At 55.4% G+C, this 21,527-nt stretch carries 20 protein-coding genes; 9 read left to right on the forward strand and 11 right to left on the reverse strand.

What is annotated here, in order from left to right:
* Positions 1-303: 303 nt before the first annotated feature.
* A complete protein-coding gene (locus tag KK078_RS21005; RefSeq protein ID WP_254092283.1) occupies positions 304-1,515 on the forward strand; it encodes a DUF763 domain-containing protein in 1,212 nt (403 codons plus the stop codon).
* A gap of 62 nt (positions 1,516-1,577) precedes the next feature.
* Here KK078_RS21005 and KK078_RS21010 read toward each other — a convergent pair whose 3' ends face one another.
* Positions 1,578-1,916: a hypothetical protein gene (locus KK078_RS21010; RefSeq protein WP_254092284.1), complete on the reverse strand. Its 339-nt coding sequence runs from the start codon at positions 1,914-1,916 to the stop codon at positions 1,578-1,580.
* A gap of 351 nt (positions 1,917-2,267) precedes the next feature.
* Here KK078_RS21010 and KK078_RS21015 point away from each other — a divergent pair, with 351 nt between their 5' ends.
* A complete protein-coding gene (locus KK078_RS21015; RefSeq protein WP_394370582.1) occupies positions 2,268-3,179 on the forward strand; it encodes a glycoside hydrolase family 43 protein in 912 nt (303 codons plus the stop codon).
* Between the two features lie 9 nt (positions 3,180-3,188).
* On the opposite strand, the gene KK078_RS21020 is transcribed toward KK078_RS21015, so the two are convergent.
* Positions 3,189-3,620 (reverse strand): universal stress protein, encoded by a 432-nt coding sequence (locus KK078_RS21020; RefSeq protein ID WP_254092286.1) that lies wholly within the window; start codon positions 3,618-3,620, stop codon positions 3,189-3,191.
* A 118-nt stretch (positions 3,621-3,738) separates the two neighbouring features.
* On the opposite strand from KK078_RS21020, the gene KK078_RS21025 reads away from it, so the two are divergent.
* Positions 3,739-5,013, forward strand: coding sequence for a PAS domain-containing sensor histidine kinase (locus KK078_RS21025; protein ID WP_254092287.1), 1,275 nt, complete (start codon positions 3,739-3,741; stop codon positions 5,011-5,013).
* A complete protein-coding gene (locus KK078_RS21030; RefSeq protein ID WP_254092288.1) occupies positions 4,991-6,052 on the forward strand; it encodes a response regulator in 1,062 nt (353 codons plus the stop codon). Before KK078_RS21025 ends, KK078_RS21030 begins: the two co-directional genes overlap by 23 nt.
* On the opposite strand, the gene KK078_RS21035 is transcribed toward KK078_RS21030, so the two are convergent.
* The 9 genes from KK078_RS21035 to KK078_RS21075 form a co-directional block, all read right to left on the reverse strand.
* On the reverse strand, positions 6,049-6,729 hold the full coding sequence (locus KK078_RS21035; RefSeq protein ID WP_254092289.1) for a sulfite exporter TauE/SafE family protein: 681 nt from the start codon (positions 6,727-6,729) through the stop codon (positions 6,049-6,051). The genes KK078_RS21030 and KK078_RS21035 overlap by 4 nt on opposite strands.
* A gap of 10 nt (positions 6,730-6,739) precedes the next feature.
* Complete coding sequence (locus KK078_RS21040) at positions 6,740-7,168, reverse strand: FixH family protein (RefSeq protein ID WP_254092290.1); 429 nt, start codon at positions 7,166-7,168, stop codon at positions 6,740-6,742.
* A gap of 13 nt (positions 7,169-7,181) precedes the next feature.
* Positions 7,182-8,645, reverse strand: a complete 1,464-nt coding sequence (gene ccoG, locus KK078_RS21045) for a cytochrome c oxidase accessory protein CcoG (protein WP_254092291.1) — start codon at positions 8,643-8,645, stop codon at positions 7,182-7,184.
* A gap of 20 nt (positions 8,646-8,665) precedes the next feature.
* Entirely contained in the window at positions 8,666-9,598 is a 933-nt protein-coding gene (locus KK078_RS21050) for a cbb3-type cytochrome c oxidase N-terminal domain-containing protein (RefSeq protein WP_254092292.1), read from the reverse strand.
* Between the two features lie 4 nt (positions 9,599-9,602).
* On the reverse strand, positions 9,603-9,797 hold the full coding sequence (locus KK078_RS21055) for a hypothetical protein (protein WP_254092293.1): 195 nt from the start codon (positions 9,795-9,797) through the stop codon (positions 9,603-9,605).
* A gap of 11 nt (positions 9,798-9,808) precedes the next feature.
* Positions 9,809-11,953, reverse strand: a complete 2,145-nt coding sequence (gene ccoN / locus KK078_RS21060) for a cytochrome-c oxidase, cbb3-type subunit I (protein WP_254092294.1) — start codon at positions 11,951-11,953, stop codon at positions 9,809-9,811.
* A gap of 185 nt (positions 11,954-12,138) precedes the next feature.
* Positions 12,139-13,509: an oxygen-independent coproporphyrinogen III oxidase gene (gene hemN, locus KK078_RS21065; protein WP_254092295.1), complete on the reverse strand. Its 1,371-nt coding sequence runs from the start codon at positions 13,507-13,509 to the stop codon at positions 12,139-12,141.
* Entirely contained in the window at positions 13,506-13,670 is a 165-nt protein-coding gene (ccoS, locus tag KK078_RS21070; protein ID WP_254092296.1) for a cbb3-type cytochrome oxidase assembly protein CcoS, read from the reverse strand. Before ccoS ends, hemN begins: the two co-directional genes overlap by 4 nt.
* A gap of 10 nt (positions 13,671-13,680) precedes the next feature.
* On the reverse strand, positions 13,681-16,083 hold the full coding sequence (locus KK078_RS21075; RefSeq protein WP_254092297.1) for a heavy metal translocating P-type ATPase: 2,403 nt from the start codon (positions 16,081-16,083) through the stop codon (positions 13,681-13,683).
* A gap of 556 nt (positions 16,084-16,639) precedes the next feature.
* Here KK078_RS21075 and KK078_RS21080 point away from each other — a divergent pair.
* The 5 genes from KK078_RS21080 to KK078_RS21100 all read left to right on the forward strand — a co-directional run bounded on the left by KK078_RS21080 (position 16,640) and on the right by KK078_RS21100 (position 21,492).
* Entirely contained in the window at positions 16,640-17,062 is a 423-nt protein-coding gene (locus KK078_RS21080) for a hypothetical protein (RefSeq protein WP_254092298.1), read from the forward strand.
* A 16-nt stretch (positions 17,063-17,078) separates the two neighbouring features.
* Positions 17,079-17,891 carry a tRNA pseudouridine synthase A gene (locus KK078_RS30690; RefSeq protein WP_254092299.1) on the forward strand — a complete coding sequence of 271 codons (813 nt, stop codon included), beginning with the start codon at positions 17,079-17,081 and terminating at the stop codon, positions 17,889-17,891.
* A 51-nt stretch (positions 17,892-17,942) separates the two neighbouring features.
* A complete protein-coding gene (locus tag KK078_RS21090) occupies positions 17,943-18,350 on the forward strand; it encodes a hypothetical protein (RefSeq protein ID WP_254092300.1) in 408 nt (135 codons plus the stop codon).
* Between the two features lie 81 nt (positions 18,351-18,431).
* Entirely contained in the window at positions 18,432-20,834 is a 2,403-nt protein-coding gene (locus tag KK078_RS21095; RefSeq protein ID WP_254092301.1) for a TonB-dependent receptor, read from the forward strand.
* 16 nt (positions 20,835-20,850) lie between these two features.
* Positions 20,851-21,492 carry a hypothetical protein gene (locus KK078_RS21100; RefSeq protein WP_254092302.1) on the forward strand — a complete coding sequence of 214 codons (642 nt, stop codon included), beginning with the start codon at positions 20,851-20,853 and terminating at the stop codon, positions 21,490-21,492.
* The last annotated feature ends 35 nt before the right edge of the window (positions 21,493-21,527 follow it).

Raw genomic sequence — 21,527 nt, forward strand, 5'->3', positions numbered from 1 at the left:
TACACACTTATGTTTAACCTGTCGGACTGTCTTATAATACAAAAAGGCTGCTTTGCAGCAGCCTTTAAGTCACCTAACCTAACCATTATTTATCCTTATTCTCTATTCTAAGGCCTCTTTTAAGTAGAAGATCGCTGCTATTCTTGTTTCACGGCGATGTTCTTTTTATAAACGCTTTGTTTGAAGCGTTATGCCAGATAATAATAAATAACTGTGCCAACCTGTTCTAACAACGCCCGCGGGAGCCGGGTATTGCGTGGAAATAAAAAACAGGTTTCTGTTTTAACCCGTACCTTTGAATGAATGTCTACGCTTAAACGATCGGGATCGGCAGATCTGCCGTTGCACTATGGCGCCGTACCGCCGTGGCTTGCCGCGCGGATGAGTATGCTCGGGTTGGCCATTACCGAAGCGATCCTGGCAGAATACGGCAAAGCCGAGGTACTGCGACGTCTCAGCGACCCGTTCTGGTTTCAAAGCCTGGGCTGCGTGTTGGGCATGGACTGGCATTCCTCCGGCATTACCACGGCGGTCATGAGCGCATTGAAGCGCGCCATCAACCCCCATGCGAAAGCGCTGGGCCTTTATATCTGCGGCGGCAAGGGCAAACAGTCGCGTGAGACGCCGGCCGAGCTACTGCAGGTGGCCGAGCGCACCGGTCTCCCCGGCGACTACCTGGTGCGCTGCAGCAAGCTGAGCGCAAAAGTAGACAACACTGCCGTGCAAGATGGCTTTCAATTATACCTGCACTCGTTCGTGGTCAGCGACGAGGGGCAATGGGCGGTGGTACAACAAGGCATGAGCCCCGCCAGCGGCACCGCGCGACGGTATCATTGGCACTCGGCATCGCTGCAATCCTTTGTCGATGAGCCGCACACCTCTATCTGCGGCGAAAGCCAGGGGCAGATCGTAAACATGGTGGCGCACGACGCCGACGGTGCCCGCACATCCATTCTCGGTATGACGAAAGAGTCGCCTGCCGCCATGATGCGCGAGATCCAGCAACTCGTCATGCCTTCGCATCACGATGTGCGCACGGAAGATGTAGACCTGAAGCGCCTCGGCGCGATGCTGTACCTGGCGCACGAGAAGACGCCCAAAGACTTTGAAGAGCTGTTGTTGCTGGAGGGGCTCGGGCCGCGCACCTTGCAGTCCCTCGCACTGGTCAGCGAAGTGATCTATGGCACGCCGTCGCGCTTTAGCGACCCTGCGCGCTTTTCATTCGCACACGGCGGCAAAGACGGACACCCGTTTCCGGTGCCGCTGAAAGTATACGACGAAACGATCTCGACGCTGAAGGTAGCGGTGGCGCGGGCCAAAATAGGAGAGACCGATCGTCAGCAAGCCATTCGCAGTCTTTCAGAATTATCGTATCGTGCCGAAAAAGATTTTGTGCCCAATACAAACCTGCACGCGGTGATCGAAAAGGAGCGTAGCGAATCCTGGAAATACGACGGCCGCACCGTGTTCGGACGCGCCAGGCCACCGCGAGGTGGACAACTGAATTTGTTTTAGCAGACAAAACAAAAAAGCCGCCTCGCGAAGAGGCGGCTTTTGTTATTAACAGACAAGGGCTGTTAATAAATAAACCTTTTCAGCATGTTCTCGATCTCCTTGTAGAACAGCCTTTCGTTCCCTTCGGAAAGGGCCGCGCTGCCGGTCGTACCAAAGTCGTCGAGGATGGGCTTATACCACTCCACGTCTACGGGCGCGATCAGCATCTTCTTCAATTCTCCCTTGATAAACTCCACCTTCACCGGCGTAAGGTCTGCGATCTTGTAATGATCCGCTACGTAGGTCGCGAGGTTTCGTTCGTCCAGGAAGTCTTTGATCAGGTCGTTGCGTAGCTTACGAATGACGTCGATAATGTCGGTCACTTCGTTTTCGGTAGTTGAAAAAGTCTTGGGGTTGCTCATAGGGAGGCATAATTAGAAAAATGATATAAAATCAGGGAGTACTATTTTAAAATGTATTTCAATATATTGCTTCAAAGGGCTCGTTTCGTCGCGGAGGCAAATCGCTCATGGACAATCATTTCGCGAACACGCCGCACGATCTGAAAACTTTGTGCCCGGACGTGTGTGACGAACCACGCAGCTTTTTTAGCTTTGGCAGCGTAGCGTGCAAAAACGTTTGTACGCCCCGGGGCAATATGTTCCCCATTCCACGGTTTTTCTAATAATGAATTATTAACGGTTTACATGAAGAATATCGTTCTTTTTCTTTTCTGCTCGGGTGTAGCATTTTCCGTAACGGCACAATCATCCATGCCCGCGCCGGGCAATCCCGTGTTTCCGGGCTGGTATGCTGACCCTGAAGGGATTGTCTTCGGCAAGGAGTATTGGATATATCCCACCTATTCGGCGCCCTACGACGAGCAGGTATTCTTTGATGCGTTCTCGTCACGCGACCTGGTGCACTGGAAAAAGCACGCGCATGTGCTCGATACGGCCAACGTAAAATGGGCGCGCCGCGCCGTGTGGGCACCGTCGGTCATCGCCAAAGGGGGCAAGTATTATTTGTTCTTTGGTGCAAACGATATTCAGAATGATCAGGAGCACGGTGGTATCGGTGTGGCCGTAGCCAACCGACCGGAAGGCCCTTTTAAAGACCTGCTGGGCAAACCCCTTATCGATAAGTTCCACCACGGCGCGCAACCCATCGATCAGTTTGCTTTTAAAGACAAGGACGGATCGTATTATCTTTTCTACGGCGGCTGGCGTCATTGCAATGTTGCACGTCTGAAAGACGACTTCACCGGTTTTATACCTTTTGCCGACGGTGAGGTGTTTAAGTCGATCACCCCCGAGGGCTATGTAGAAGGACCTTTCATGTTTATCCGCAACAATAAATATTATTTCATGTGGTCGGAAGGAGGCTGGGGCGGCCCCGACTATTCGGTAGCCTATGCCATTGCCGACTCACCCTTCGGCCCGTTCAAACGCATCGGCAAGATCCTGCAGCAGGATGCCGCCGTGGCGACCGGCGCCGGGCATCACTCGGTGATCCATGACGAGAAAAAAGATCTGTGGTATATTGTCTATCACCGCCGCCCGCTGGGCGATACCGGTCGCGACCACCGGGTGACGTGCGTGGACCGTATGTATTTTGACGAGCAGGGACTGATCAAGCCGGTAAAGATCACACACGAAGGTGTGGGCGTTTCGCCGCTGAAATAATAATGAAGGCTATGGCACCAACACCAGGGGGATGGAAAGACGGCCCAACAGGTCGTCGAACATTTCCTTGTTGACGGCGTGCATGTTTTTGTCCATGACCAGGAACGAGATGTGGTTGTGGCGTAGCTGGTCTGTAATACGGTCGGCCATGAAACCGATCTCCATCTGAAAGTCGTAGGACAACAACGGGTCTGCCAGGTATTCTTTTTCAAGTACCCGGAAATGCTGGAGCGAGTCTTCCTCGATCTTCTTTTTCATTTCCAGGGCGTGGCCCTGCGTAGGTTTGATGAGCCGGTAGGTATAGAGAATGGTGAGGTGCTCATCGAACTGCCGGGCAAGGCTAACGGCCCACCGCAGGGCATGCAGCGACGACTCCGAAAAGTCGACCGCGCACAGGATCCGGCGGCTGGTAAGGGGGATATTTTCAGTATGCGTTTTCACACGTTGGGTATTCACGTACGAACTTAGGCCTCTTTTAAAAGGTTATCGCCGATTTAAGTCAATCCTCTAGCTGATTTTTGTCATATTCGTGTTTGCCGGTAATTACAATACTTGTACAATGGAAAACGCACTTCCTATATCCTTTGAGTCGAACGATGCCTTTCGGGAAATTTTCCAAAGCATGTCGGAGGGTATCCTGATGGTCGACGAGGCCGGAAAGATCATCACCGCCAATGCCGTGGCCGAGCACCTCTTTGGTTATGAGAAGAACGAGATGAACGGCATGTCGCTGGAGGCTCTGTTGCCTGAGCGTTACCGCGGCCGGCATTTATCCTTTCGCCGGGAATTTAATGCACACCCCGAGCCACGCCGCATGGGCGTGGGCCGCGACCTGACGGCCTTGCGAAAAGATAAACGCGAGTTCCCTGTGGAGATCAGCCTCAGCTATACACACCTGAAGGGAAAGCTGTACGTCATGGCCTTCATCAGCGATATCACCCAACGCAAAAAATCGGAAGATGCGCTGCGGCGTAGCGAAGAGCAGTTGATCGTCTATGCCGTCGAGCTGGAGAAGAAAGTAGAGAGCCGCACCCAGGCGCTGAATGGCATGGTGGAGGCGTTGGAGAAGGAAGTGCAGGACCGTAAGCGTGCGGAAGAAGACGCACACCACGCGCTGGGCAAAGAGCGGGAGCTGAACGAGCTGAAGTCGAAGTTTGTGTCGATCGCCTCGCACGAGTTTCGTACGCCGCTCAGCGCGATACTAAGCTCCGCATCGCTCATCCAGCAGTACAGCGAAAGGCAGGACCGGGAGAAAGTACACAAGCATGTGCAGCGCATCAAGACATCGGTCAATCATCTTACATCGATCCTCGACGACCTCCTGTCGCTCGGCCGCCTTGAAGAAGGCAAGATCGAAGTGTCGCGCGAGCGCATAGAGCTCGCGCCGTTTGTGCAAGAGGTGAAAGAAGAGATCAGCCCGGTCCTGAAAGAGCAGCAACAGATCCAGCTGCTTTGCCAGCCTACCGAGCAGCCGATCTATTCAGACCCGCGCATCCTGCGCCACATTCTTTTTAATCTGATCTCCAACGCCAGCAAATATTCCGATGCAGGCAAACGCATTTTTATCGAATGTCAACGGTATACAGACCGGGTCTCCTTTTCTGTACGCGACGAAGGCATCGGTATACCCCTAGACGATCAGAAACATTTGTTCGATCGGTTCTTCCGGGCGAGCAATGCCGGCCAGGTGCAGGGCACAGGCCTGGGGCTCAACATCGTGAAACGCTATGCCGACCTGATCGGCGGCAGCATCAGCTTTACCAGCGAAGCCGGAACCGGCAGTATATTCACCCTTGTAATTCCAGATAAGTATGAAGAAAATTCTGTTGATTGAAGACAACGTCGACGTGCGTGAGAACACCGGCGAGATCTTAACATTGGCCGGCTATGACGTCGTCACAGCACCCAACGGCAAGAACGGCGTAGAGCTGGCCATGCAAGAAAAACCAGACCTCATTATCTGCGACATCATGATGCCCGAGCTGGACGGCTACGGTGTGCTGCACATCCTGAGTAAAAAGGACGAGACCGCCGGCATCCCGTTTATATTCCTGACGGCCAAGACCGAAAAGACCGACATACGCAAAGGCATGAATCTGGGTGCCGACGACTACCTCACCAAGCCCTTTGACGATACCGAGCTCCTCAACGCCATCGAAGCCCGCCTGCGCAAAAGCGACCTGCAACGCAAGCTCTATGACACAACCGAAGAAGGGCTCGAAAACTTTATTCGCGACGCCCGCCAGGTATTACGCCTGGAGGATCTGTGCAAAGACAAAAAAATAAAACCGTTTAAGAAGAAAGCAGAGATCTTTGCAGAAGGCGATACGCCGCTGTATGTATACTTTGTGCGTACCGGCAGCGTGAAAGTCTTCAAGTCGCACCCCGACGGAAAAGAATTGATCACCAACATCTATAATGCCAACGACTTCTTCGGCTTCGAGGCGGTATTGTCGGGCAATGTATACCACGAGTCGGCCATTGCCATGACGGACTGCGAATTGATCGTCATACCCCGTCACGATTTCCTGACGCTCTTCCAGGCACACCCCGATGTATCGTCCAGCTTTATTTCGCTGCTCTGCAAGAAAGTAGCCGAGCAGGAGAACCAGCTTTTACACCTGGCCTATAACTCCGTGCGCCAACGTACGGCCGAAGCGTTACTCAAGGTAGAGCAGCTGCGCGACGCCCGGCAGAACATACAGATCTCGCGTGACGACCTGGCCAAGATCGTCGGCACGGCGTCGGAGTCGGTGATCCGCGTACTGTCGGATTTTAAGGACGAAGGACTGATCGAGATCGAAGGCGGCAAGATTCGCATCATGCAGGCTGCCAAGCTGGAGAAAGTGGTGCGCTGGAACGTAGCGCGTTAGCGGCACACCACGATATCCGTTCCCGGATTCGCGGCGACGGGCGCGGGATGTGCGAAGTACACCCGCGCAATAAGCAGCACAGCCGATACGACCAGTAACCCCGTGGTCAATGCACGGGGGGAGACAGGAAAGGAACGGGCGACCCACTGGAATACCGAGGGCAGCCCGATCATGGCCGGCGCGGTGCCCAGGCCGAACAGCAACATAAAGTTAAAACCATCGAGCGGACCCCGCAGCGTGATGCAATAAGACCACGCTACCGCGGTAAGACCACACGGCAGCAGCCCGTTTAACATGCCGAGCCATGTCGTTGTCAGCAGGCCTTTCCGCTGAAGCAACACGCCAAACCGTATTTTGAGAAACGATGCCAGCCGGACCCAGGCGCTGGAGAGCACGGGTATTTTCCAGGCATATGTGCCGGTAACAGCCATCAGCAATAATGCCAGGCCGATGACGAGGGACGTTATCGTTTGGAAATTGCCCAATGGCAACCAGGCGCCTACGCTGCTGATGGTGGCGCCGATGACGGCGTAAGTAAAGATCCTGCCGCCATTGTACAGCAAGCGCGCACGCCACACGCGGGCGTTGCGCACGGTGGCCGCCATGGCCAGGGGACTGCACATGCCCGCGCAGTGAATACTTCCTGCCAGGCCTATGATCAGCGCGGTGAGCCACATCGGTATAGTGTTAAAGGTGAACGATCTCTTCGAGATAAAATTCGCGGCCCTGCATGCGCCACGTCATACGTGCGCGATACATGCCCTGCGGCAGGTTGCTACCGAATACTTGTGTCGTCTCGGGCGTAGCCTGGAGCACAAAGGTTCTGTCGGCGGCCGCGTTGGCCGGGCAGAACAGCGTTAGCTTGCCCGCTTCAATGTTGGGCAGCTGGTCGAACGAAAGCGTTAGCCCGTGCTGCGCCGATGCGGAAATCACAGGTTTGTCAGGCAATGCCGCCGTGTTGGCCATGCGCTCGATCTGGTCCTGATATTTCAGCTCCTCCTGGTAATAATCTTTTGTAACCAGGCTTACGTCCTGCCGCATGCAGACAGTGACCAGAACAGCAATGAATGTTGCGAACAAGATAAAGGCCAGAATAATACTTTTTCCCCAGTTCATAATAGTAAAGGTTTTAGTGTGACTGTTCGTCTTTCAGACGGCTGTTGACGTCCGCCGAAGAGCGTACCGGGCCGATGAATTTTACTTTGGCGTTGCCCAGGAGTTTGCCGGTGTCGCGATGGTATATTCCCAGGTATACTACTGTACGGGCCGTTTTTATTTCATCTTCGGGTATGCGGATAAAAAACACCGTCTTCAGCAAGCCCTCCGCCGGCAGCAGGATGTTCTTGCCATCTACCTTTTGCAGCTTGGCAAAAGACGGAGACTCTACCCGCACCGTTACCGGTACATCATCAAAGGATTTATTGATGAACTCGACATTGTACAGGTTCGAGATATAGCCGTCGCCGGGCTTTTGATACAAGGTGCCCGGTACCTTCAGCACGGTCGTTTCCACATCGGAGCGGGTGGCCAGTGTAAATCCTAACAACGCGATGATTACGAGCAGCACGCCGGAATAGACCATCAGGCGCGGCGTGAATATTTTCGTGCTGCCCTTTTCGATCGCGCTGGCGGAAGCATAGCGGATCAGTCCCGTGGGTTTATTCACCTTCAGCATCACGTCGTCGCAGGCATCGATGCAGGCCGTACAGTTCACACATTCCAGCTGCGTGCCGTTGCGGATGTCGATGCCGGTAGGGCAGACGTGAACGCACAGCTTGCAATCCACGCAGTCGCCCTTGGGCGCCTCTACGGTATGTTTCTTGCGCAGTTGTCCGCGCGGCTCGCCGCGCAGCCAGTCATACGCCACAACGATCGATTCTTTGGTAAGAAGCACGCTTTGCAAGCGGCCGTACGGGCATACCGCTATACAGGCCTGCTCGCGAAAGCGTGCGTAAACCCCATAAAAGATCACCGTAAAGGCTGCCAGACCGCTGAAGCCCGCCAGGTTGTCCAGCGGCGACTGGCCGATGATGGCCAGCGTTTGGTCCGTGCCGATCATGTAGGCCATGACGGTGTGCGCAATGATGACCGAGATTACGATAAAGATCGCGTGCTTGGCCGTCTTCTTCCATACTTTGCCAAAGCTGAGCGGTGCCGCGTTCAGCCGGCGCTGAGCCGGCGCGTCGCCTTCGATCCAATATTCGATCTTGCGGAAGACCATCTCCATAAACAACGTCTGCGGGCACATCCACCCGCACCATACACGCCCGAACGCCAGCGTAAAGACGATGATGAAAATAAAGAACGCCAGGAGGATCAGCGCGAGCAGCACAAAGTCCTGCGGCCAGAAGGCCTGGCCCAGGATGACGAACTTACGCTCGAATACATTGAGCAGCAGGAACGGCTGACCACCGATGCGAAGAAAAGGACCGGCGAAGAGTATCGTCAGCAAAAGCACGGTAACGGCAACGCGCCAGCGGTGAAAGGAGCCCGAGGGTTTCTTGGGATAGATCCAGACACGCTTGCCTTGTCCATCCACCGTCGCAATGGAATTCCGGAACTCTTCGTTGAATTGATATACTTCGTCGGTCATAACAGTGAGCGGTTATTGATTTATAGCGATGCCTGCACCGCCGTGCTGTCGGGCGCCGCGTGCGTTTCTTCAAAAAGGTCGCCTTGCGGCGCCTTGCCGTCAGCCGGGTTGCTGCCTTGCAGGCTCATGACATAAAAGGTTACATCGCGCACATCCTGCGGGCTCAGCGTTTTGCCCCACGCCGGCATACCCTTTTCGACAACGCCCGTCTTAATGGTGTTGAAGATGTTTTGAATGCCCCCGCCGTGGAGCCAGTACGCGTCGGTCAGGTTCGGGCCGATGGTGTTGCCGCCACCGTCTGCGCGGTGACACGAGCCGCAGTTGTTGTTGGCAAAGACACCCTTGCCTTTTTCCAGGATCGCCGCATCGGCGATATACTTCAGCGCGTTGACGTCGATCTCTTCCACCGGTTGGGCAGCCTTACGCTGACGCGCCACCTCGTTGGCAACCGCCACCTCCTGGTCATACTCTTCCTGCTGCAGCGGCAGGTTGCCATAAAGGTGGTAAACAACGAGGTATGCCACGGCCCAGACGGCGGTGCCGGCAAAGAGCCACTTCCACCACGGCGGCAGGTGGTTGTCCAGCTCGCGAATGCCGTCGAAGTCGTGGCCCATGTCGATATCCTGCTCCTGCGTCAGCGGTACAGACGCGTTGGCCTTCTGCACAAACTGCTGCCAGAAGCTCCCGCGCGGTACGTACGCAATACCATGCTTTTCGGCGCGTTCTTTTTCGCTCAGGTTGATCAGCACGTTCAGCACGCGCAGCAACGAGATACAGACCACGACCACCAGCATGGCCACGATCGCGGCAAACAGTGACAGGGCATAGAGTGGCATCAGCGGGTGGTTGACCGGATCGTCCCAAAAGCCCGGGGCGGTGGCTGCGGAAAGAGCATTGGCGGGGGTGGTGGCCAGCAGGCCTCCTGTAAGCAGCGCAATAGAAGAATATTTCATACCGCTATACATTAGAAGCGTTGGAGATTGCGTCGCCGCCGGAAGTGTCCACAGGCAGATTCTTCATCTTGTCGATGAACTTGCGGTCGGCCGTGAACACATACCACAGCAGGCACAGAAAGAAGAGGAAGAAGATAACGAATGACACCACGGGCCAGATCGCTATGTTGTCGATGTTTTGCAATACGTTCTTATACATATAGGTAAGTGTTATGGATTGGAACTGAGCACATCTTCGTCGGCCGGGGCCGCCTGGATGTCCGTACCCAGGCGTTGCAGGTAGGAGATGAGTGCGATGATCTCGGCGTCGGGCGCTACTTCGATGCCGTCGGCCTTCAGCGACGCCGTAATGGATTGCGCTTGTTTGTCGAGCTCGTCGTTGGCGATCTCTTCAAAACCGTCTTCATACGGCACGCCCAGTGTGCGCAACGCCGTAATCTTGTTGCGGGTTTGGGTTTTGTCGATAGACTGTTCGGACAGCCACAGGTAGGCCGGCATGATCGAACCCGTAGACACTGCGTCGGGGGCCAGCATGTGGTTGTAGTGCCAGCTGTTGGAGTACTTGCTGCCGACGCGGTGCAGGTCCGGACCGGTGCGTTTGGAACCCCACAGGAACGGGTGGTCGTAGACGAACTCCCCTGCCTTCGAATATTCACCGTAGCGCTCGGTCTCTGAACGGAAGGGGCGAACCATCTGGGTGTGGCAGTTCACACAGCCCTCGCGGATATAGATGTCGCGGCCATGCAGCTCGAGCGGCGTGTAGGGTTTGACGCTACTGATCGTAGGGACATTGGACTTCACCAGGAACGTAGGGATCATTTCCAATGCGCCCCCGATCAGAATAGCGATCAAGGTCAGCACGGTAAAGAGTACGGGTTTGTGCTCCAACAGGCGGTGGTGCCAGCCACCGCTGGTAGCCACATAGTCTTTTTTGAGCGGCATGGCTTCCGCGTCTTCGTTTGCCAGGAAGCTGCCGGCATAGGCCGTCTTGATCAGGTTGTATGTCATCAGGATGGCACCGCTGAGGTACAGCGCGCCACCGATCGCACGCAGGGCGTGCAGGGGCAGGATCTGCACCGTGGTCTCCAGGAAGTTCTTATACATCAGGAAACCCTCGGGATTAAATTCTTTCCACATCAGGCTTTGCACGACACCCGATACATACATGGGCAGTGCATAGAAGATGATCCCCAGCGTACCCAGCCAGAAGTGTACATTGGCCAGACGGGTCGAGTAAAGTTTGGTGCGCCACATGCGCGGAACCATCCAGTACAGCATGGCAAAGGTAAGGAAGCCGTTCCAGCCCAACCCGCCCACGTGTACGTGCGCCACGATCCAATCGGTAAAGTGGGCGATTGCGTTCACGTTCTTCAGCGACAGCAGCGGACCTTCGAGCGTAGCCATGCCGTAAGCGGTAATGGCCACGACCATGAATTTCAGAACAGGGTCTTCGCGCACCCGGTCCCATGCGCCGCGCAGCGTCAGCAGGCCGTTGAGCATACCGCCCCACGACGGCGCAATGAGCATCAGCGAAAACACGGTGCCGAGAGATTGCGCCCAGTCCGGCAGGGACGTATACAGCAAGTGGTGCGGGCCGGCCCAGATATAGATAAAGATGAGCGACCAGAAGTGAATGATGGAGAGCCGGTACGAGTACACCGGGCGATTGGCAGCCTTGGGCAGGTAGTAATACATCAACCCCAGGAAAGGCGTGGTCAGGAAGAAGGCCACCGCGTTGTGACCGTACCACCATTGTACCAGGGCATCCTGAACACCGGCATAGGCCGAATAGCTTTTAAAGAGGCTCACCGGCATTTCGAACGAGTTGACAACGTGCAGTACCGCCACCGTAATAAACGTGGCGATATAGAACCAGATGGCCACGTACATATGGCGCTCGCGCCGTTTGATGATCGTGCCCAGCATGTTCCAGCCGAAGACCACCCAGATTACCGTGATGGCGATGTCGATCGGCCATTCCAGTTCGGCATATTCCTTGGACGTCGTGAAACCCAGCGGCAACGTGATCGCCGCTGCGAGAATGATAAGTTGCCACCCCCAGAAGTGAAGCCAGCTGAGACGGTCGCTGAACATGCGGGTCTTGAGCAGACGCTGCATGGAGTAGTAGACGCCGGCAAACATCGCGTTGCCCACAAAGGCAAAGATGATGGCATTGGTGTGCAAAGGCCGTATCCGCCCGAAAGACGTATACTGCAGATCGAAGTTAAAGACCGGGTAGACCAGCTGAATTGCCGCCGTCAGGCCCACCAGCATTCCCACCAACCCGAAGGTCACAGTGGCAATGATAAAGGCTTTGACGATCCGGTTGTCGTAACTGAATTTGTCAGGTTCCATGCGCGTTAGCAGTTAGATTCTCTAATTTTTATGACCTAAAATTAGATCGCCCCCCACCGGCCCCGCATGACCCCCGTTAGCCCCTATCCTGATTTTTATCAGGCACTCTTTATATCGATTCTAAACACCTGGATTTTAAAATAAGTGTCGGCAACTGGCGCGAGCGTTAGCGCGCAGGACGAATGTCAAATAGCCTTGCTAAACACCGGTGCCGTCCCCACCTGCAGCCGCCGCATCCGCTTATCAAACACATGGCAAACATTCCGCACAAACGCCCTTCCCATCTCCGTAACAAACAACCCTTCCTGCGCAATCTTCACGATCCCATCCGCCGCCAACGCGCGCAGTCCCAACATAACCTCTTCATCCGAAGCCTGCTCTAACAAAGCAGCACGAAGCTTTCCCTGGCAGGCAATCTCCAGGATACACGTCCGTAACAACCTATCCTCATCCGTCTGCACATGCCCTTTCAGCAGGGGCAGTTGATGCTCTGCCACGGTTGCCTCATACTCCTCGACGTTTTTACTATTCTGTCCATACGCATACCCTGCGTCGCTGATGGCCGAAGCCCCCAGCCCCACCAACAGACGCGTGTTACTCGTAGTATACCCCATAAAATTCCGGTGCAACGTCCCTTCCTGCGCCGCGTTATACAACGAATCGGTGGCCAATGAAAAATGATCCATCCCGATATCGTGGTACCCCGCTTCGTGCAGCAGACGTCGTCCCGTTTCGTAGAGCTGGCGCTTGACGGTATCGTTCGGCAGGTTAGCATCCTCATATCCCCGCTGCCCCGGCTTCAGCCAGGGTACGTGCGCGTAACTATAAAAAGCGATACGATCCGGCCGCAGTTGGATCACCTGCCGGAAAGTTTCGGCAATCGTCTCCACGGTTTGATACGGTAGCCCATAGATCAGATCAAACCCGATCGAATCATACCCGATCTGCCGGCTGTTCCGCACGGCCGCGTCGACATTCGCAAAAGGTTGTATCCGGTGTATAGCCGTTTGCACCGTCAGGTCCAGATCCTGTACGCCATAGCTCACCCGCCGGAACCCCAGGTCGTACAACGCCTGCAAATGCGCGGCGGTGGTATTGTTGGGATGTCCCTCAAAGCTGAACTCCCGCGCGGGATGCAGCGTGCACGATTCGAGGATCGTGTGCAAAAGCGTATGCAGGTTCTGCGGGCTGAAGAATGTAGGCGTTCCGCCGCCCAGGTGCAGCTCCCGCAGCACGGGCTTCTTTCCGAAGATATACCGGTACAGCTCCCACTCCGTCAATACGCTGCGCAAATAGCGTTCCTCGACAGCGTGGTTCTTTGTGATCCGTGTATTGCAGGCACAGTACGTGCACAGGCTCTCGCAAAAGGGCAGGTGTATATATAAACTAATCCCCCGGCAGTCGTTCGTTTCATCAAACGCTTTCTCGACGGCCTTCACCCACGACCCCGCCGAGAAGGCACTGACATTCCAGCAGGGCACGGTAGGATAGCTCGTGTACCGGGGCACCGGCACATCGTATTTTTTGAGCAGCGAAGTTTCGGGAGCAGCGATCATGATACAGGTTTGGAATCGTCTTTTTTCGGATCAAAAAGCATACGCACGGAGGGAGTATACATGTCGTCGTATTGGCCGCTTTTGATGTTCCAGAAGAACACCGCCAGGAATGTCAGCGCAATGGCGAGGCTGATCGATATGAGCAATACGATGATGATCATGGTAAAATAGTTAGACTGATTTCTTTTTTAAGATGCGCCGTGCGGCAGCGTTCACCGCGATAGACGAAAAGCCCACCACGCTCACACTGCTCAACGGCATGAGGATCGCCGCGACCAGCGGCGTAAGGTGTCCCGTCACCGCAAAGGTCAGCGCCACGGCGTTGTACATAAACGAGATCGTAAAGGCGATCTTCAGGATCCGGGTAGAAGCCTTCGACAGCTGCATGAACCGGTCGAGCGACTGGATCTGGCTGCCGTGCAGGATACCGTCACACGCCGGGGTAAAGATGCCGGTGTCGTCCGTTACCGCCAGGCCCACGTCGGCCTGCTTCAGCGCGCCGGCGTCGTTCAGGCCGTCGCCCACCATCAATACTTTTTTACCCTGCTGTTGCAGGCGGCGGATATAGTCCAGCTTGTCGTGCGGGCTTTGGTTAAAGTGCAGTTGTACGTGGTCACCAAAGAGCGTATACATTTTAGCGCGGTCACCATCGGTATCACCCGACAGCAACGCCACACAACGGCGCCCCAGCCGGCCGAGCATGCCCTTCAAATCTTTCCGCACCGACGCCTGTACGGCCATGTGGCCGCGCAGCTCACCGTCGATCGCCACAAACACGTGGCCCGATGGCGTGGCCATCAGATCACGGCTGCCCACGGTGAACGAAGCCGAGCCGATGCTGATCGTATGGCAGGCAACAACACCTTCAATGCCCTTACCGGGAATTTCTTTGAAGCCGGTCACCACGTCGTCGGTATGCAGGCGAATGGCCGCGGCGATCGATTTACTGAGCGGATGTGTGGAGTAGCTCGTCAGCAACTTGATCCAGGCATACTCTTCTCCCGCGATGTTGCCGACAAACGACACGTCGGGTCGATCGCCGAGCGTGATCGTGCCCGTCTTGTCAAACACCACGGCGTCGACAGCCGCCAGGCGTTCGATCACATCGGCATTCTTCAGGTATAAAGCATGGCGCCCCATCACACGCAGCATGCTGCCGTAGGTAAATGGCGCCGCCAGCGCCAGCGCGCACGGGCAGGCTACCATCAGCACGGACGTGATGACCAGCCACATACTGGACGGCGCCGTATAAAACCAATAGCAGGCCGTGAGCACGGCAATCCCCAACACGATCCACGTAAAACGCCGTGCTGCACGGTCAATGATCTTCTGATAGTTGCGCTCGTCGGTCTTGCGAAAAGCGTCGTTGTTCCAAAGGCTGGTAAGATGGCTTTGCGAAGTAGGCTTCTCTACTACGAACGAAGCCGGCGGCCCGATGACCCGCCCGCCGGCATATACCATGTCACCCGGGTGGGCCAGCACCGGGCGCGCCTCGCCGGTAACAAAACTATAGTCGATGTGAGCGGACGCGTCCAGCAACACGCTGTCGGCAGGGATGATCTCCAGGTTGCGAATGCGGATCGTATCGCCCGGCGTAAGTTCATAGATCACGACGGGTTTCCACTGCCCGCCCACCTGCTTTTGTACCGCCAGGGGGAAATACGAAGTGAAGTCGCGATCAAAAGCCAGGCTCTCGTACGTTTTGCTTTGAAACCACCGGCCGATCAGCAGGAAAAAGACCAACCCGGTAAAAGAGTCGAGGTAGCCCGGGCCGGTAGCAGTAATAATGTCGTATGCGCTGCGCAGAAACAACGCCAGCAGCCCGGCCGCGATGGGCACGTCGATGTTGATCTGTCGCTGTTGGAAACTCTTCAGTGAAGCCTGGAAGTATCCCGCCGCGCTATAGAAGAATACCGGTATCGAGAGCGTCAGGTTAAGCCACGAGAACACGCGCATCAGGCCGGCGTCGGTGGCATCCAGGCCCAGGTACTCCGGAAAGCTGAAAAGCATGACGTTGCCAAAGCAAAAGCCCGCGAGGGCCAGCTTCAGCACCGCTTGCTTGCTGACACCCGTCTTCATCGGCGTGTTACGCTCCAGGTTAACAGACGGCGCATAGCCGATGTCGGCGAGCCATTGGCCCACGCGGCTGAGCGCCATCGTCTGTGGGTTGAAGTCGATGGATACCGTCTTGCGCGCAAAGTTCACTTCCGAATGTAAGAAGCCCGCATCGACCCGTTGCAAGTTCTCCAGCAGCCAGATACAGGACACACAGTGAATGGCGGGAATATAAAATTGCACGCTGGCGAACTCCGCGGAGTCGAACGTTACTAACTTTTTCCGCACACTCTTCTCGTCGAGGTAAGCATATACATCGTCGCCCGCAACGGCATGCTGGCTGCCCGGCGCTTTATCGAGGCTATAATACTCACACAGGTCGTGGGTGTTGAGGATCTCGAAAACCGTCTGGCATCCCGGGCAGCAAAAAGGTTTGTCATCCAGCAGGAGGACCTCGCTTTCGCAGACCTGACCACAGTGGTAGCAAGTTGTAACAATCTGTTTTTCCGCAGCGACCATAACCGGAGTGCTTTTTTGCGCACCGTCAAAAGTACCCCGCCCACCGCGTTGGCCCGGTGATGATACTCAACCGGACGCCTGATCTTTGTCAGGTTTTGTTCCCCGGGTCGTCCACCCGGTATTCCCGTCTCCCGGTAGGCACGGCCTGCCTGCCGATAGGCATAGCCCCCTGCCGGGCTTATCCGGTGTGAAGTGTACCGATTACCGCAGGCATAGCCAAGAGGCTATGGTACATTTTTTTAGTACTAAGGTCTAATGGTTTTCTAATCGTCCCGGCCTTGGTCTGGTCTGCCAGCTGACGGCCCGGACTGCCATCCAAAATGGGTTTATACAACAATAAGCGCTAAAAATGCGCGTTTGGTCTTCGTATGCAATCGGCCTGTCTGCCGTAAGGCACGGCCTGCCGGTAGGAATAGAACTTTCGGGGTCTGATGTTCGTTTTATAACCAACAACAGTTATCTTTGAGGTCATAGGCCACCAGAATGGCCTAAATCCCCCATCTTACTGTATCTCTTTTCAAACAGAAACGCTATTTTTTCCTAGTCACTTTATCGCATGAATGATAATGTAATGACCGATACCATATCGGATCTGAATCGCAAATTTTCATTGCAAGAGTATAAAAAGTTGAGGCCGGCACTTCGGGCCACGTTCCAGAGCGATCTCAAGAAGACCCTGGCACGTCTCAAGAACGGCTATACTATAAAAATGCTCGAAGACGATTATCTGTTCTCGCTGACCGCCACGCGGGCCAGCTTCAGCATGATGCAGATGATCAACGAATACCGCGAGGTATCACACCGCCTCGGCCACAGCTGGAACAGCGCCCAGGAGAACGCCGAGAACACGCGGAGCAAACGCGAGATCCGCGACAAGGTACTGGAAGGATTGTTCCAGTCGCGCGGCCTCCTGTTCAACCGGGTAGACGATCGCACCATCGCCGTCGATCCTGAAATATTAAGCCAGCTCATGAAGTAGCCACCCGCGATCCTTCGTGCGCTACTTCTTCCACATCGGATATCACGGACAAGCCTATAGCGGATGGCAAAAGCTACCCGGCATCGTCAGTGTACAAAAGGTGCTTGAGACCGCGCTCAGCCGCATATTGAAGACCCCCGTCTCCATCAACGGCTGCGGCCGCACCGATGCCCAGGTACATGCCAGTCAGTTCTTTTTCCATGCCGACCTGACCCTTCCGGAAGATATAGATCTCTTGTTTCGGCTCAACAAGGTATTGCCACCCGACATCGCGATCTTTGATATACTTCCCCTCGAAGGAACGCCGCATGCACGCCTCGATGCCGTACAACGGTCGTATGACTATTTTATTCATACCTATAAAGACCCCTTCCTGCACCACGGCAGCGCGCTATACCTGGGGAAGACACTCGACCTGAAAGCCATGAAGCGGGCGGCCATGTTGCTCCTGCAATACCACGACTACCGCGCCTTTTGTATCAGCCCCGACAAATATCGCACGACGATCTGTACGGTAACCCGGGCACAGCTGTTTGCCAACGAAGCCGGCGACCGCATCCGCTTTCACATTTCGGCAAACCGGTTCCTGGGCAAGATGATCCGCATTATTACGCACCGCATGCTGCGGGTGGGCGATGGCAGCATGAGCCTGCACGAATTTGAACGTTACCTGATAGATCGGGTACCACCCAAGACCATCCGGGCCGCGTACCCCCAGGGACTATACCTGTCGCGGGTGGTGTACCCCTTCCTCGATTTACCCCGCCGAACAGAATTTTCCACCGTTTTCGGGCCCTCAGAATCCTATTGGCGCGAGGTTTTGCTGTAAAAACAGATGCACGCGTGTTGCATATGGTGAGATTGTGTTACCTTTGAAAGAGTGAACCGGAAACACCGTCATACAGCAACGTCGACACGGCGGGCCAGCAGCCTGTTCGCGTTCCTGTTGTTGTTCCTGTACCTGGCCGGAAATCTTCAGCCGGAAGCCCTTCACCATCTATCCCATAACGACGAAGCCGATGCGCACACGGCGGTCATGGAAAAAGACCCCTGCCACCGCGCATTGTATCACGCCGCCCTGGGCGATGGCTGCGAACACACCGCGCACTATACAACACCCAAGAAGTGTGCAGCCTGTCATCTCATATTTCACGCCGCCCACCTCGTCATAACATCCGATGAGGCAAGCATAACATATGCCGTTGTGCCCTACACCGTCGCCGACGACGCTCTGCCATGTTTAGGCGACATCGCTTTCTCCTCTTCCCGGGCCCCCCCCGTAGCCTGACGCTCTTCCATCGGATAAGATCGTGGTATCGGGAATATACTTCCCGCGCCGGGCATATTCTTTTTTAACAGGTTTCAGATTATGACAATCAAAGTCGTAATGCTCATGGTGGCATTACACGTCTGTATGTCCGTGGTAGCGCAACCCTGTCAGGGTGTGCTCACGGGCCAGGTACTCGACGAGACCGGAGCGCTCGTGGCGGGAGCGTCGCTTTCGCTGAAGGGGGTGTCGGGTGGACAATTATCGGATGCCTACGGACATTACCGGTTCGAAGCCTTGTGCAACGGCCGGTATACATTGGTGGTGCAGTTCACGGGCTACAAACCCTTTGAGCAGACCGTTACACTGACCGACACCGCAAGCATAACGGTACGGTTGGTGCCGGACATGCGCAGCCTGCAGGAAGTGGTCATCGAAGAGAAGCCACTCAATACGGAGCACGCCCACAACCTGGCAGTCCTCAACGAGAAACAACTTGAGGAGACCGCGGGGAAGACGCTCGGCGAATCGTTAAAGGAACTGCCCGGCGTCAGCACCATCCAGACAGGCCCCGGCATCTTCAAGCCCGTCATCCACGGCGTGCACAGCCAACGCGTCCTGATCCTGAACTACGGCATCCGCCAGGAGGGACAGCAGTGGGGCGCGGACCATGCCCCCGAGATCGATCCGTTTATAGCGTCCAACATCGTCGTGATAAAAGATGCCTCGGCCATCAAGTACGGCCCCGATGCACTCGGCGGAGTTATTGTTGTCAACCCACCCGAGCTGCCGGAGAAAGCCGGACTCGGCGGAACATTCAATACGGTGGTCCAGAGCAACGGTCGCTCGGGCACAGTATCCGGCATGCTCGAAGGCGGCATCGGTGGACATGACGGTTGGGGGTGGCGCGTACAGGGCACGGCCAAACGTGCGGGCGACTATCACACGCCCGATTACAACCTGACCAACACCGGTGTAAAAGAACTGAATTTCTCGGCAGCGGCCGGCTACCACGGCGCCACCTACGGCATCGAAGCATTTTTCAGTCGCTTCCAGACGGAGATCGGGATCCTCAAAGGAACGTCGGTGGGCAACATCGACGATTTAAGCAATGCCATGGAACGCGAGCCGCCGCAATACACCCGGTCGTTCGGCTATGACATCGGCGAGCCGCGGCAGGAGGTAACACACAACCTGTTTAAGCTCAACGGTCATCTGAACACATCGCGGGGTATACTGCGCATGCAATATGGCTTTCAGAACAATGCGCGCGCTGAATACGATATCCGTATCGGGGGGCTGTCGTCTACGCCCATACTGGACCTGGTGCTGAATACCCATACACTGGAGACCGAGTGGGAAGTGACAACCGGCCCTTCGTCTACGCTATGCCTCGGAGCAACCGGCATGATACAGGAGAACGACAATCAACCCGGCACCATGCGTATACCGTTGATACCGGACTTCACCAGCCTGTCGGGCGGAGCCTTTGCCATTGTCAAATTTCAAGGCGGGCGTTGGGACGCCGACTTCGGTGGGCGGTACGACTATCGCCACTATGACGTGGCCGGTTATAATTCGAAAAATATTCTCTATAAGACCAACAGTCAGTTTCACAACCCCAGCTTTACCGCCGGAGCCACCGTGCGATTGCCACACAAGCAGTCCTTGCACCTGAATGTAAGCAGCGCCTGGCGTCCGCCGCATGTAGCCGAGCTCTACAGCACCGGCAAGAACCTGGGTACGGGTGCGTATGAAATAGGGCTGTTGCTGGACACGGCCAGCAACGTCGTGGACATCAACCAGACCGACTTCAAAGTAGAGCAGGCCTTAAAAAGCATCATCACGTACCGCCGCGACTGGCAGGACTTTTTTATAGAGGTCACACCCTATGTAAACTATATCTTTAATTATATCTACCTGCGGCCGGAAGGCATCCTTCGGCAGGTCGCGGGGCCCGCGGCCTATTTCCGCTACACCCAGACCGATGCGTTGTTTACCGGTGTCGACATCACCGGCCAATGGCAGGTGGCCCCGGCGTGGAAGGTCACGCCGCGCGCATCGTTGCTGCGCGTGACCGATGAACGACAACACGACTACCTGGTATTTATACCCACGAACCGGTTCGACCTGGGGGTACGCTATGAAAAAAAAACGCTGTCACGCTGGAAGGACTTTTTTGTCGAGTCGCAGGTGCGATACGTGCTGAAACAATACAATGCGCCCCGCACAATCACGCCGCGTCAGCTTAACGACGCAAAAGGACAAGGAGAAAATCTTTTGACCGACGGCGGGAACTTCGACTTTCAGGCAGCCCCCGCCAGTTATGCGTTGCTGAATGTAGCCGCGGGTATCTCATTACCCGGCGAAAAGCTAAGGTATGACTTCCGCCTGGGCGTCGACAACGTACTGAACACATCCTACCGGGAGTATACCAACCGGCTGCGCTACTTCGCCGACGAGATCGGCCGCAACTTTATCTTTTCCATGAAATGTATCTTTTAATGTAATAACGCTTATTATGAAACAAACTTCCATTTTTCGATCACACGCTGTACGTTCATTCTTTTACCTCGCACTTCCCCTCGCGGGAGCAGTGGTCCTCGGCAGCTGTAGCGACGATGACGAACCGGTAAAAGAAGACGTGCCCGAGCTGATCACGACCGTTGAGCTCACCTTCACACCCGTTGGCGGTGGCGATGCAGTCAAAGTTACCGCTACCGACCCCGATGGTGAAGGCACCGACGAATTGAAAGCGGATGGCCCCATTGCCCTCAAGACGGGCACGACCTATACTATGGATATAAAACTGTACAACGGCCTGTTGCCGGAGACCGACGAAGAATACGATGTGACCAAAGAAGTAGAAGAGGAGAGCGACGAGCACATGTTCTTCTTCTCGTGGACGGCCGACCTGTTTGCCAACCCTGCCGGCAATGGCAACATCGACAACCGCCAGGACCCAGTGGTCTATGCCGACGTGGACGAGAACGGTCTGCCCACCGGGCTCAGCACGACGTGGTCAACCAAAGAAGACGCTTCTTCCAACGGCGCCTTTCGCGTAGTGCTGAAACACCAGCCCGAATTGAAGTCGGCCACATCGGGCTATAACACCGGTGAGACCGATGCAGACGTATCATTTGTCATCAACGTAACCGAGTAATTTTTATCGACAACCGGGCGGAGGTGCGTTGCCAT

This window comes from Dawidia soli, from assembly GCF_018598185.1.
GTDB lineage: Bacteria > Bacteroidota > Bacteroidia > Cytophagales > Cyclobacteriaceae > Ohtaekwangia > Ohtaekwangia soli.